At 53.4% G+C, this 13,815-nt stretch carries 11 protein-coding genes; all 11 read left to right on the forward strand.

Features of this window, described 5'->3' with window-relative positions; translation table 11 throughout:
• Positions 1 to 165: 165 nt before the first annotated feature.
• Complete coding sequence (serS, locus tag KOO63_11345) at positions 166 to 1,437, forward strand: serine--tRNA ligase (GenBank protein MBU8922401.1); 1,272 nt, start codon at positions 166 to 168, stop codon at positions 1,435 to 1,437.
• A 7-nt stretch (positions 1,438 to 1,444) separates the two neighbouring features.
• Positions 1,445 to 2,683, forward strand: a complete 1,239-nt coding sequence (locus KOO63_11350; protein ID MBU8922402.1) for a hypothetical protein — start codon at positions 1,445 to 1,447, stop codon at positions 2,681 to 2,683.
• 40 nt (positions 2,684 to 2,723) lie between these two features.
• Entirely contained in the window at positions 2,724 to 4,274 is a 1,551-nt protein-coding gene (locus tag KOO63_11355) for a bifunctional response regulator/alkaline phosphatase family protein (protein ID MBU8922403.1), read from the forward strand.
• A gap of 45 nt (positions 4,275 to 4,319) precedes the next feature.
• Complete coding sequence (tsaE, locus tag KOO63_11360) at positions 4,320 to 4,808, forward strand: tRNA (adenosine(37)-N6)-threonylcarbamoyltransferase complex ATPase subunit type 1 TsaE (protein MBU8922404.1); 489 nt, start codon at positions 4,320 to 4,322, stop codon at positions 4,806 to 4,808.
• Positions 4,808 to 5,539 (forward strand): tRNA (adenosine(37)-N6)-threonylcarbamoyltransferase complex dimerization subunit type 1 TsaB, encoded by a 732-nt coding sequence (tsaB, locus tag KOO63_11365; protein ID MBU8922405.1) that lies wholly within the window; start codon positions 4,808 to 4,810, stop codon positions 5,537 to 5,539. Before tsaE ends, tsaB begins: the two co-directional genes overlap by 1 nt.
• The gene (gene rimI / locus KOO63_11370; GenBank protein ID MBU8922406.1) at positions 5,536 to 5,985 is read left to right on the forward strand and encodes a ribosomal protein S18-alanine N-acetyltransferase; all 450 of its coding nucleotides are present in this window, start codon (positions 5,536 to 5,538) and stop codon (positions 5,983 to 5,985) included. The genes tsaB and rimI overlap by 4 nt, the downstream gene beginning before the upstream one ends.
• Entirely contained in the window at positions 5,978 to 6,838 is an 861-nt protein-coding gene (locus KOO63_11375; GenBank protein ID MBU8922407.1) for a hypothetical protein, read from the forward strand. Before rimI ends, KOO63_11375 begins: the two co-directional genes overlap by 8 nt.
• A gap of 160 nt (positions 6,839 to 6,998) precedes the next feature.
• Complete coding sequence (accD, locus tag KOO63_11380) at positions 6,999 to 7,904, forward strand: acetyl-CoA carboxylase, carboxyltransferase subunit beta (GenBank protein MBU8922408.1); 906 nt, start codon at positions 6,999 to 7,001, stop codon at positions 7,902 to 7,904.
• Positions 7,873 to 9,204, forward strand: coding sequence for a hypothetical protein (locus KOO63_11385; protein MBU8922409.1), 1,332 nt, complete (start codon positions 7,873 to 7,875; stop codon positions 9,202 to 9,204). Before accD ends, KOO63_11385 begins: the two co-directional genes overlap by 32 nt.
• Positions 9,205 to 9,234: 30 nt before the next feature.
• A complete protein-coding gene (locus tag KOO63_11390) occupies positions 9,235 to 10,221 on the forward strand; it encodes an ROK family protein (GenBank protein MBU8922410.1) in 987 nt (328 codons plus the stop codon).
• On the forward strand, positions 10,218 to 13,815 hold a 3,598-nt coding region (locus tag KOO63_11395), incomplete at its 3' end, for a hypothetical protein (protein MBU8922411.1). The genes KOO63_11390 and KOO63_11395, both read left to right, overlap by 4 nt.

Below are 13,815 nucleotides of genomic sequence, written 5' to 3' on the forward strand. Positions count from 1 at the left end.
GTCCTGGTGGCCGAAGACGGATCTAAGAGAATAGAGGGGATGATGACAGGGTGGAAGGGTGAAGAGAAGGCCGCTGCGGGAAAACTGGTGAATCAGTTGCTGGATGCGGGCGGAGAACAATTGATCAGGAAGTGTTGATCGGAAGATCTAACAGGGAAGAGACCGATGCTTGACAGAAAACTATTGAGAAAGGATCCAGAGAGGGTCCGTAAGGGAATGGCGGGCAAGCATGTCGATTTCGACCTGGACGAGTTACTCGCTAAAGACGAAAAGATGCGCGACCTTATCCAGGAGACCGAAAAACTCAAGGCCGAAAGAAACGATGCATCGCATGAAATATCGAGACTGAAAAAGGAAAAGAAGGACGCGACTTCGATCATAGAAAACATGAAGGCCACGTCTCTCAGGATCCGTGAAGTCGACGAGGCGCTTAAATCGATATCGGAAGAGATCGACGGGCTGACACTGGCGATGCCCAATCTGCCTCACGAATCGGTTCCGTTTGGAAAGGGCGCTGAGGACAACCCTGTAGTGAAAAGTTGGGGAGAGATCCCTGAAATGCCTGAAAAACCTCTCTCTCACTGGGAAATAGGGGAGAAGCTGGGGATACTCGACCTGGCTGCGGGAGCCCTGGTCTCAGGTCGCGGGTTTGTTGTTTTGAGGGGGAACGGAGCGCTGCTCACGAGGGCTCTGATCAATCTTTTCCTGGATATTCACAGGAAACAGGGGTACGAGGAACTCTGGGTACCATTCATGGTCAACAGGGATTCGATGATCGGCACAGGCCAGCTTCCAAAAATGGCGGACGACATGTATCACTGCGAAAGGGACGACCTCTTTCTGATACCCACTGCCGAAGTACCAGTGACGAATATGTACAGGGATACTATTCTGGAAGGTGACATCCTTCCGATGAAGCTTACTGCCTATACTCCGTGTTTCCGGAGGGAGGCGGGAAGTTATGGACAGGACACAAGAGGGATGACAAGGGTGCATCAGTTCGACAAGGTCGAAATGGTGAGGTACGCCCTGCCCGAGAATTCCTACGGCGATCTCGAAGTACTTCTCGGCGACGCCTGCGAGGTCCTCGAAGTGCTCGACATACCATACCGGGTGATAGAGCTCTGTACCGGAGACCTCAGCTTCGCGGCTGCCAAATGTTACGATATAGAGACGTGGGCTCCTGGAGTGGAGAAATGGCTCGAGGTGTCCTCATGCAGCAATTTTGAGGATTTCCAGGCCAGAAGGGCCGGGATCAGGTTCAGGAGAGAGAAAGGAGCAAAGCCGGAGTTCGTTCATACCCTGAACGGTTCCGGGCTTGCCCTGCCGAGGATCATTGCCACGATACTCGAGATGAACCAGACTCCGACCGGCAAGGTCCGGGTTCCTTCCGCACTGATACCGTTTATGGGCGGTATCGAATATCTTGAGGCTTGATGATAAGATGAGAATTCCGAGGAATCTTCCGTTTCTTCTCAAGGTCTATTTTATAGTCGGCACGGTGATATTCGTGTCCAGCGCTCTCCTGCACAACAACAGTCTGCTCAGAAGGATGAAGGAGCAGTCCGAAAGTACGACCCAGCTGTTTTCCCGTTTTGTTGGAATCACGCTGGAAGAATACGAGGACCGGGCTCACCAGGATTTCTTAAGAGAGATACAGAGTGCGATCGACACCCCATATATCCTCACAGATGCAGAGGGCAGTCCCCTGATATGGAACGGGATCGGGATCGAGATGGGAGGCGACGAAGATTATACCCGCGGGATCGATTTCGATCCGGAAAATCCTGATGACCCCGTTCTGGAAAAGGTATACAGGATGTCGAAGGAATTCGACAGGATCAACCGCCCGGTCGTCGTCGAAGGGACCGGTTATTCCCTGATCATCCATTACGGGCATTCCCGTCTGACCAGAGAGCTTGCATACGCTCCGTACATCCAGTTCATCGTGCTGGTCATCTTTCTTCTATTTGGTTTTCTCGGGTTCAGGACGATGAAGAAAGGCGAACAACGTTCTATCTGGGTGGGGATGGCAAAGGAGACTGCCCATCAACTGGGTACTCCACTCTCCTCGATCATGGGTTGGCTCGCGATAATCAAAGATCAAGCTGACAAGACAGGAACATCGGAGAGCCTGTCGAGCGCGATTATCGAGGCACAGGCTGATGTGGACAGGCTCAGCAGGATTTCGTCGAGGTTCGGGAAAATCGGCTCGGCGCCCGATCTTGAGTACCAGGAGATGGTGGCCATTATCAGGGAAACAGTCGACTATTTTGAAAGAAGACGTCCCGCGCTGAAGATCGAATCGACGATCGACCTGGAAGCAGAGGAGTTGCCTCTTGTCAGGTGCAGCACCGACCTTCTTGGCTGGGTCTTCGAAAACCTTATAAAAAATTCTCTCGATGCTATTGTGGGCAAGGATGGGAAAATTCATATAAGGGCTGTCATGAACCCGAACGAAAACCGTATCGAGATCAGGTTTTCTGATAATGGTAAGGGTATGACGAGTTGGTTGAAGAGAAGGGCGTTCGATCCGGGGATCACGACAAAGAAACGAGGATGGGGGCTGGGGCTGGCTCTCGTAAAAAGGATCGTAGAAGAGATCCATGGGGGCACGATCAGGATCGTTCAGACACAGCCCGATCATGGCACTGAATTCCTGATGACTTTTCCCGTTGACTGACGCTTGGGAAGTCAACTGATGCCAGGGAAGTGAGACGAAATTGAAGGAAAAGAAGATACTGTGGGTGGACGACGAGATAGACATGCTCCGGTCCCACCAGATCTTTCTCAAGGATAAAGGATACTCTGTAAAGGGAGTCTCCAGCGGAGACGAGGCGCTCAAGGTCCTTAAATCGGAAATTTTCGATCTCGTGCTACTCGACGAGACGATGCCCGGAAAAAGCGGCCTCGAGACTCTTCAGGAGATCAAGGAGATCGTGGCGAGCATTCCAGTGATCATGATCACGAAAAACGAAGAAGAAGGTCTGATGGAACAGGCTATCGGTATGAAGATAGACGACTATCTTTTGAAACCGATCAATCCCCTGCAGATATTCTCCGCAGTCAAACGATTACTCGAGGCTCACAAGATACAGGAGGGTGCGGTCAGTAAGGACTACCTCCAGGTATTCAGCCGGATAGACGAGAAGGTATCTTCCCGTCCGGACTTGAAAGAATGGACCCAGATACACTTCGATCTTTCCCAGTGGGACATAGAATTCGACAAGTTCAACTCGACTGGTATGGACCAGATCCATCTGGACCTGAGAAAGAAATGCAATTTCGAGTTCGGAAGCTATTTTGAAGAGAACTACCGGGACTGGATCAATTCGGACAGCGAGCCGCACATGAGTCCAGATGTATTCAGACAGTTTGTCTTTCCACATCTCAGAGAAAGAAAAAAAGTCTACTTCATCGTCATCGACTGTATGAGGCTGGATCAGTGGCTGACAATCGAGGATCTTCTCACTCCGTATTTCAATATCCAGAGGGACAGCTACATCGCTATTGTGCCGACTGCCACTCCATACGCGAGGAATTCGATATTTTCGGGATTGTACCCTCTCGATATACAGAAAAAATATCCCGATTACTGGCTCGAGAGATCACGGGATGAGTTCAGCAAGAACAGGTACGAACAGGAATTGATGCAGGAACAGCTTCGTCGGGCAGGATTTGGAAACCTTTCGAACAAATATATAAAGATCTACGAGACCGAAGAGGCCAACGAGATCAGAAAACAGGTGAACAGTTACAGGAATATCGATTTTGTCGCGATGGTGTTCAATTTTCTCGATATCCTGGCTCACGGTAGAAGCCAGAGCGAGATCCTCCAGGAGATCGCGCCGGACGAAAGGGCATTCCGATCGCTGATGCGGTCCTGGTTCACCCATTCGGCCCTGTATGAGATCCTCAAACAGATATCCAGGCATGATGCCATCGCGGTAATTACTACCGACCATGGATCCGTGCTTGGCCAGAAGGCGAGTCTGGTACACGGCAACAGGGAGACGTCGAGCAACCTCAGGTACAAGTTCGGAGAGAATATCAACGGAGATCCGAAGCAGACCCTGATGATCCGTAACCCTCTGGACTACCGGCTGCCGGCAGAGAGTCCATCGAAGAATTATATCATCGCGAAAGAGAACTACTATTTCGTTTACCCGACTCGTTTTCATGAATACGAAAGACAGTATCAGGGAACTTTTCAGCATGGTGGAATATCTCTTGAAGAGAACATTGTTCCATGTATTACCCTGCTTCCCAGATAAAAGCGGCGTTCTGGAACGGATAGTGACCGGACCGGAGCAGAAAGTATGGTGAGTTTGGAAAGATCGACAGGTGACTTGTCTTCCGCCGTCTTCGAGACCGCGGATGAAGAAAGTACCCGCGCGCTTGGAGAATCGTTCGGCCGAGCTGTCCCAGGCGGGACGGCGATCTCTCTCGAGGGTGGGCTCGGTGCCGGCAAGACCTGTTTTGTAAAGGGTGTGGCCAGGGGTTTGGGCATTGACGCGGAGGTACTCAGCCCTACCTTTATACTGGTCGAGGAGTACAGGGGAGAGATCCCTCTTTTCCATTTCGATCTCTACAGGCTCGAGAAACTGGAAGAAGTCGAGAAGATAGGATTTTACGACGCCATAGACGGCAGAAACATCGTGATGGTCGAATGGGGAGACAGGCTGCCGGGTGGCGAGAATATATTCGATGTCCGGGTGCGGATAGAGATAGTGTCCGGATCGGAGCGGAAGATCGAGATCGAGGGGCCTTCCGGCCTCCTGGACAGAATGCGGGGTGCCCCCGGTTGATGGATGAAAGACTGATACTGGCTCTGGATACTTCCAGGTTAAAAGGTAGTGTGGCGATTGCAAGAGGTGATCACACGTTCTGTGAGCTGCTTTTTGACGCGAGTGACACCCATTCGGCCACCCTTATGCCTGCCATAGACATATGTGTGAGGACCGCTGGCCTGGATCTTGACGAAATGGATCTATTTGCCGTAGTCACAGGGCCTGGAAGCTTTACAGGGCTCCGTATCGGGCTTGCCACGATCAAGGCGCTGGCCTCGATCCGGAAACGCCCGGTAGCCCTTGTGGGCAGTCTCGAATCGATTGCGGGAGCATTTCCATACTGCGCAGAGACCGTAGTGCCAGTTCTCGACGCGAGAAGGGGCGAGATATATATCGGCGCATACGATACATCGAGCGGATACCCTGAAGAATTGATACCACCGCTGGCCGTACGCCCCGGCGAAGCTGCGGAGACGCTGGCTAAAGGTGGGGTTACCGAAAGAGTCATCCTGTGTGGGAATGGTACGGAAGCCTACAGAGAAGTCCTGGAGTCTGTCCTGCCTGTCGGCAGTCGTTTCGCCGATCCCATCAAGGGAGACCCGTCGGCTGCTGTTACGGCCATGATCGCCAGGCGAAGAGAACCTGTCCTGTATGAGGAGTTGGCCGGGGTCGAACCTGTGTATATCAGGCCTCCTGACGCGAAACTGCCCGCCGACAGCAGGTTGAGGGAAGGGGGAGGACAGGGATGAGCGACGGTACTATCAGGAAGATGACAGAAGGAGATATTCCCGAGATTCTCGAACTTGAAAAAAAATGTTTCCCCATGCCATGGACGGAGAATATGTTCCTCTGTCAGGTCAGGCTGGAGGATGTCTCGGTATGTCTCGTACACGAGGTGGATGGAAAGATAGGCGGCTACATCATAACGTGGTTCAGTTTCGAGGAAGCGCATATCCTGAGCATAGGAGTCGATCCCGACCACCGTGGTGGAGGAATCGCCGATATTCTGCTGGAAGAGTCTATTGTCAGAAGCCGGGAGCAAGGTTGTCTTAAGGTAATTCTGGAAGTGAGAGAGGGCAACATCAGGGCTCAGAAGTTCTACGAAAAACAGGGGTTCAGGCAGGTGGGAATCAGAAAGGGCTACTACAGCGAGTGTGGTGAGGACGCCCTTGTCCTGGAGAAAGAAATTGTCTGAGAGTATCCGTCCGGAGGAATTGAGGGTCAGTTTCGCTGGAAAGGGGTTCCATCCCCGTCTGGCCGTCGTGCTTGGGTCCGGCCTTTCCGCCGCAGCGGCCCGGCTCCCATGTGAGGAACAGATCTCTTTCGACTGTGTGGATGGCCTGCACTCTCCTTCGGTCAAAGGGCATCCTGGTCATATCCATCTTTTCGGAGAATCCATAATACTTTTCGCTGGGAGGAATCACCTCTACGAATCTGGCGATATGAGCCAGGCGGGGGCCGTCGTGCGCGTAGCCGCCCGGCTCGGATGCCGGAGTATACTGCTCACCCAGGCGGCGGGCAGTCTGAAACGTTCGATTCCCGTGGCATCGTGGCTTCTGCCCACCGATATCATCTCTCTTCCCTACAGGGGAGCGCGGTCCGTGGACGGAATGGATGGGACTTTCGACTCCGCGGAGGGTAAGGTCGGTCGTACTCCCGGATATGTCGGGAGTGGACCGTCGGCAGGTCGAATGTGCATACGCACCAGCCTGATATCCGTTGCCATGAGAGATAATGTGGCGTTGGCCGCTGCCACTGCCGGGGTCAAGCTGAGAGACGGGGTCCTTTTCTGGGCGACCGGACCGAATTATGAGACGGCTGCAGAAGCGGTGATGCTCGAGAGGCTGGGAGCATCAGCCGCGACGATGTCCCCCCTTCCGGAGCTCGCTGCAGCTGTGGAAGTCGGGTTGGACGCGGCTTGTCTTACATGGATCACCAACCATACGGTGAATGTCTCGGCTGTCGGGACCGGGCACGATTCGGTCGTCAGGGCGGGAAAGAAAAGCGTGGGATCTCTTCTTGCCATCCTGAAGGCAATGGAAGGATGACAAGGCTGGAATCGCTGAAAAAAGGCTTTCTGCATTCCAGCCCAGGTGTTAGATTCTGAGTGACAATAGTAAGGTTATGTGTAATATGGAGAAGATGGCTGGCCGGATGATCTGACCGGGCCGGGACTGTCTCAAAGGGCTGACTCCGGGAGTGGACGATATGAGCTGGCTTACAAGGGCCAAACGGGGAATAAAGACCTGGCGAAAAAAGGACGTTCCGGACGGCCTGTGGGAGAAGTGCCCCTCATGCGGAGAGATACTTTACCGCAAAGAACTGGACCGGCAACTTTCCGTCTGCAAGAAATGCGATTTTCATTTCAGGATAAATGCTCCGACCTATCTGGACATCCTTGCCGATGACTCTACCTTCTCCGAGATGGATACTGCGATAGTCTCCGGTGATCCCCTCGAATTCAAGGACAGCAAGAAATACAGGGACCGGATCAAGGCCGCCGTCAAGAAGACAGGCAGAAATTCCGCAATAATGACTGGGACAGCTGAAATAGGCGGACGTCCCGCAGTCCTGGCTATTATGGATTTTTCCTTCATGGGTGGAAGTATGGGGTCTGTGGTCGGCGAGAAGATAGTAAGAGCGGTGAAAAAAGCGGTCGAGGAAAGGCGTCCCCTGGTGATCGTTACGGCCTCAGGGGGGGCGAGGATGCAGGAATCGATCCTGTCCCTCATGCAGATGTCGAAGACCTCTGCCGCCATCGCGAGCTTGTCGCGCGCGCGGCTGCCGTACATAGCCATACTCACAAATCCCACGACGGGGGGAGTAGCAGCCTCATTCGCGTTCCAGGGTGATATAATAATCGCTGAACCGAAAGCGATGATAGGTTTCGCGGGACCAAGGGTCATCAGGGAGACAACGGGCGAAGAACTTCCCGAGGGTTTCCAGCGCTCCGAGTTTCTGCTCGATCACGGTATGATAGATATTGTAGCCAGCCGCCAGAAGTTGAAAGCGACTCTTGTCTATATTCTAGACAGCCTTATGAGCGGTGCAACCGCCCGGGTGGAGGAAGATAATCAGGAGAATGACCGCAAGACTATCTCACTCATCTGGTAGGGCAAGCCCCTATTCAAACATAGAATTCCTTTTCTCACTCAGGCCCACTACGATGAAGCTGGGCCTTGAGAATATTACGGACCTGCTGCGGAGCACCGGTGATCCGCAGATGGCGGTCCCGTCGGTCCTCGTGGCAGGCACGAATGGAAAGGGCTCGGTCACGACCTGCGTCTCATCGATACTCCGGCAGGCAGGACTGAAAACGGGATCGTTTTATTCGCCCCATCTTTTCAGGATAAATGAAAGGATAAGGATCGATGGCGAGGAGATACCCTCGGCGGTCCTCGATTCGATACTTGGTGAGTTGAGGGAGTATTTCGATGATTCACCCTTTACATTTTTCGAGGGAGTGACCGCTGCGGCTGCCATCCATTTCATGAGAGAGAATGTCGATGTCTCGGTATTCGAAGTAGGCCTGGGCGGACGTCTCGATGCCACAAGGCTGGTCAACGCGGTGATCACGGTGATAACGGGGATATCAAAGGATCACATGCAGCACCTCGGCCAAAGCAGAAAAAAGATCCTCCGGGAAAAACTCGGGATAGCTAGGAAGGGAGTCCCCCTGATCACTAATCTCGATTCCCGCAACCTTTCAGAGCAGGCGAGAGACTGGTGCGCCGGTGAAGATATCCCTTGGGTCGACGCCAGGTCGTGGCGTCGACGAAGACTGCATTCGACAGGTATATCTTCCACGGATTTTTTCCTCGAGACGAGGGCCAGGGACTACGGTGTCGTCTCGACCGGGATGACAGGTCGTGTTCAGATGGAAAATGCCACAACGGCGATAAGGTGTGCCGAGATCATGGCCGGACGCTTTCCCTCGATCGACAGGGAAGCGATCCTCGAAGGAGTGAAAAAAGCTTTTTTGCCGGGCCGGTTCCAGGTGCTTCCGGGGAGACCCAGGATCGTTCTGGACGTATCACATAATGAGGAGTCGCTTATCGCGGCACTTTCGACATTGAATCGTTTCGCCCCGGCCTCCAGGTGCGTTATACTGATCGGACTGATGGCCCGCAAGGAGCTTGGTCGTTTTCCGTCCGTAGCTGTCGGTTCGTCAAGAAGGATAGTGGCGGTCACTCTGGAGAGCGAGGGAGGCGCTGTCGGTGGAGCCCTCGCGGAGGAATTCAGGAAGGCGGCCGGGATGTTCTCTGGCAACCATGGAGATAGTCCCGCTGAAGTCCTGGAAGCAGGAGGGATGAAAGAAGCTCTGGATACTATTATGAATGATATGGATGAAGACGATATCCTGCTTGTCACCGGTTCGCACCATACTGTCGAAGAGGCGGCAAGATTTCTCTGAGAGATGCCAGAGTCATCGAAAGGATACCTGATGGATAGGATACTCGGGATCGACATAGGCGGTACTGACGTAAAGACAGGGATCGTATCGGTCGACGGCAGTATAGAAAGCCGCGGGACTATCGAAACGAAGCCCGGGGAAGGGCCGGATGCCCTGGCCGGGAGAGTGAGGGACTGGTATAAGGAGAACCTTGCCGGAAACCCTCCGGTCAGTGTGGCGGGCCTCGGCTGCGCGGGACTTGTCGACAGCAGCAGGGGATTTCTCTATAATTCCCCGAATCTGGAAGGCTGGACCGATGTTCCGCTGGGGAAGATATTCGGTGAGAAGCTGGGAATGTCAGTGACCGTGGAAAACGACGTGAACGCCGCCGTCTGGGGAGAGTATCTTTTCGGGTCGGGCAGGGGTACTTCTTCCTTTGTGGCTCTGACGCTGGGCACAGGTGTGGGGGGCGGGATAGTCCTGGACGGATCACTCTATCGGGGTGCCAGTGGGTTGGCCGGGGAGATCGGCCATCATGTGATCCTCGCAGACGGCCCCCGGTGTGCCTGCGGAAGCCGGGGTTGTCTTGAGGCTCTGATCGGATCTCCGGCGATAAGGGCCCGGGCCACGCGGAAGTCTTCCGGTACAGAAAGCTTGCTGGCGGGTGGAAAAGATCATTCGGTGAAAGAAATATATGAGGCAGCTGCAAGGGGTGACGTGGCCGCGATCGAGACCTTCGAGGAGACCGGACGTTACCTTGGGATAGGGCTTGCCAATATTGTTCATATTCTCAACCCCGACAGGATCGCGATCGGGGGTGGGGTCGCGGGAGCCGGAGAGATGATGCTGGGGCCGGCCAGGGAATCGATGAAAAAACATCTGATGGGAGACATCCTGCGGGATGTAGACGTGGTACCTGCCGTACTTGGTAATGCCGCGTCTTTCTCTGGGGTGGCTATGCTTGCGGCTGCCGAGGCAGGTCTGATGAATGCAGGAAGAAGAGAAACGAAGAGACCTGTTGACGGGGAAGTGGATTGATCGGAAGAATCTTGATAACCATATGCCTTCTGGCAGTTATCCTGTCGGGCCCCCTCCAGACTGCGGCACGGGGACCGATGGACGCGCGCGAAAGCGACCAGGCGCTGGCGGATTCCACCGTATACAGGGTCAAAGCCGACACCTACAGGTTGAGGCTTGAAAATGGTGTCGAGGTGTCCTATCTCGACGGCAACGTCAGGATCGATCATCAGACCGCCTGGATCACGAGTGACGACGGAAAGGATTACCGGGCAAACAGGCATACGATACTTATCGGAAACGTCCACGGCCATGACGGTACCATGGACATGTATGGCAAGACCGGCGAGTATTTCGGATTCACCAATACCATGGTGATAGAAGATAAGGTCCGTATCCTCGATGAGGGGATGGAGATAATCTGCGACAGGGCCAGTTACGACAGGGACAGGGCCATCGTCATCCTCACCGGACATGTCAGGATGTCGGATGAGACCAGAGTGATGTACGCGGACAGTATCTATTATGATCGAAACACGGAAATAGCTGACGCCACAGGCCAGGTGGTCCTCATCGACCAGATGGAGGATTACTCGATATCAGGCAGGCACGCGAAATTTTTCAGAAATACAAAAGAGGCGATTATGGACCTGGACCCGGTGCTTGTCTTCGACGACAGGTCTGAAGAGCAGGGGAGGGTCGTCAGCCGTCTGATGCATTTCAATATGGATTCATCGACCGGGATCGCTGTGGGAGATGTGAGGATGGTGAAGGGAGAGACCAGGTCGACATGCGATTCTGCGGTCATCCATAACGACGATGATTACATGGAACTTTTCGGCGATCCATTTGCCAGAAGTGGCTCCGCAGGTATGAGCGGCAAGAGGGCCGTTCTCTACTACAACGAACAGGGTGTCGAAAGAGTGGTCCTTCCGGAAGGCGGAAGACTGACCGATGCTCCATCGCACGGTTCGCCCTGGAGGGAAGACTCCTGGCTCGATGGCGATTCACTGATCATCTACATGTCCGACGACGAGGTCGACTCGGTCAAGGTGTTCGGTGGCGCGAAGGCGATGTATTATCCATATGAGGGTGACGAACGCAAGGTCTCCAACAACTACTCCAGTGGTGACAGCATGTATTTCAGGTTCGCCGGGGCCGATCTGAGTTATGTCAGGATCTCGGGGAAATCGGAGGGAGTATACAACTACGTCAATCTCCAACCTGGAGAGACTATCGATTCGCTGTCATCGGTGATCGATACGACTCTGGCCTACAGGTCCTTCTCCACCAGTGCCGAAAGGGTGGTCTACAAGGCGAAGCAGATAGAGTATTTCGCTGAAGTGGAGGATATAGTCCTCAAAGGGGAATCGGTACTCGATTATCAGAACAAGTCGCTCAAGGCGGATCATATCAAGTTCAATTCGAGATTGAACGTCCTCGACGCGGAGGGCGATCCCGTACTGGAAGAGAGTGGGCAGGAGATGTTCGGGGAGTCGATGGGGTACGACATGGATTCGGAGGGAGGTCTGGTCGTAGGGGGCTCGACCCATTACGATACCGGGTACTTCCGCGGAGAACATATCTTCAAGGATGGCGACAAGATCCTGAAGGTATATAACTCGACATATACTACCTGCGATCTGAAGCATCCCCATTATTCGATGAGAGCGGGGAAGATGAAGATCTATATAGGCGACAAGATCATCTCCGGACCGATCAAGCTGTATATCGGAGAGATACCGGTGTTCTATCTTCCCTTCCTGGCCAATTCGCTCAGGCGTGACAGGCATTCGGGCCTGATAAGGCCGAATTTCGATGTCGGTATCAACAGCCGCGACGGAAGATTCATCAGGGGGCTGGGTTATTACTGGGCGACAAACGACTATACGGATTTCGTCTTCAAGACCGACTTCAACGAAAACCTGAACTTTCGTTTTCTCGTCGATAACCGATACAAGTTGAGATACTCGCTGGACGGAAACGTTAATTTTAACTACTTCAGAAATTTCAGGACAAAAGCAAACGAATGGACGATCAAGGCCAGGCACAATCAGAAATTCGGCAGGAAAACATCTCTGTCCGCGGATCTTCGTTTCGTCAGTAGCGACGAGGCTCAGTCGTCTGTATACAGTGCCGAGGACGTTCAGAGGATCATAGACCGCAGGATATATTCGACGGCCAGCTTCAGGAAAAGCTGGGGGGGGACCAGCCTCAGCCTCTCCGCGAGGCGCGACCAGAAGCTGAATGTCAGCGAGGATAATCCATATGAGAACAGAGTGTCCATGACCCTGCCCTCTCTCAGTCTCAATCTGCCCAGAACGTCGCTCTGGTTCGGAGAAAAACACAAGGAAGCCGAACGCGGCAGACTGGAGAAGGTACTCAGGAGTGTAACACTCGCCCCGAACCTGAAGAGCACGATCACGATGGAAGAGAGTATGGCGAGAAAAAAGGGGAAGATATCGGCCAGCTCCGGAACTTCGTTCAGCCAGCAGCACAAACTGATGTTTCTGAACCTTTCGCCAAGAGTGAGTCTCAACTGGAACTTTATGGACATACTTTATGACGATATAAACGAGAGTCTCATCGTCGATGCGGGTCCGGCGATCATCACGGGGAATATCGTCACTGTACCTCTGTACATCGACGGAACCAATAATGCTCTTCAAATCGAAGTAGACGGAGTAGCCGGGCCGTTGGTAACCGTTCCCGACCAGGACTGTCTTTCATCTTTCGACCTTTCGTCTCTGGCCACCTCGATAGGCAACGCTCTGGCATCTTCAGGCCAGAGTGTCGATGTCACCTTTGTGGAGACGGCGGCTGACAGCGGATATTTCACGTTTTCATCAAATGGCTACGGAACCTCGACCTCGCTCCGCCTGACCGATCCAGGGAACACAATATACACGACAATAGGAATGATGCCCGGAGAGTATAAGACAGGGACGAACATGACGGGGCCTGTAGTAGATACTTCGTACAAGAACGAGGTCGGCATGTCATTTTCAACGGGAATAGGTACCAGCCTCTATGGCACGTTCTATCCGAATATAGGCCCGCTCAGGGGAATAAGGCATACGTTCAATCCGACCGTGAATTACTCGTATACTCCGAAGCTCACGGCAAACCAGACCGAAAGGCAGAGTGTGACCTATTCGGTCAGGAACGTGATCGATCTGAAGTACCTGAAGAACGGGCAGGAAGCAAAGAAGAACAATGCCATCTCCTGGGACATGAGCGGTAGCTACAATCCGAAGGCTGACAAGGACCACAGGTTCTCGACGATCAGAAGTAATATCAGCACAGCTCTGGGCAGGATCGTCTCATTGAGGCTCAATCACACGATCGATCCCTACGAATGGAAATTTCTTTCAACAAATTTTTCACTCAATATGAGCAGGGATTTCAGGGGTAGTCTCAGTTATGATTCCGACTGGGCGCCCCCCGAGCAGGAGAGGATCGCAGCAGCGCGGGACAAGGAAGACAAGCCTTCTGAAGAGCAGCTTTCGGCCGGCGCGGACGGCATGGCTGGGGCCAGGGGAGTCTTCGACGATGGTGTGCTTGAAACAGGTGTGGATGGGCCTTCAGGTGGTGGGATGCCGGGTGATCATGGAG

The organism is Candidatus Latescibacterota bacterium (genome assembly GCA_019038625.1).
Classification (GTDB): domain Bacteria; phylum Krumholzibacteriota; class Krumholzibacteriia; order Krumholzibacteriales; family Krumholzibacteriaceae; genus JAGLYV01.

Coding starts and splice junctions, on each gene's coding strand:
- serS (MBU8922401.1), top strand. CDS start 166: ATGCTTGACAGAAAACTATTGAGAAAGGATCCAGAGAGGGTCCGTAAG.
- KOO63_11350 (MBU8922402.1), top strand. CDS start 1,445: ATGAGAATTCCGAGGAATCTTCCGTTTCTTCTCAAGGTCTATTTTATA.
- tsaE (MBU8922404.1), top strand. CDS start 4,320: ATGGTGAGTTTGGAAAGATCGACAGGTGACTTGTCTTCCGCCGTCTTC.
- tsaB (MBU8922405.1), top strand. CDS start 4,808: ATGGATGAAAGACTGATACTGGCTCTGGATACTTCCAGGTTAAAAGGT.
- rimI (MBU8922406.1), top strand. CDS start 5,536: ATGAGCGACGGTACTATCAGGAAGATGACAGAAGGAGATATTCCCGAG.
- accD (MBU8922408.1), top strand. CDS start 6,999: ATGAGCTGGCTTACAAGGGCCAAACGGGGAATAAAGACCTGGCGAAAA.
- KOO63_11385 (MBU8922409.1), top strand. CDS start 7,873: ATGACCGCAAGACTATCTCACTCATCTGGTAGGGCAAGCCCCTATTCA.
- KOO63_11390 (MBU8922410.1), top strand. CDS start 9,235: ATGGATAGGATACTCGGGATCGACATAGGCGGTACTGACGTAAAGACA.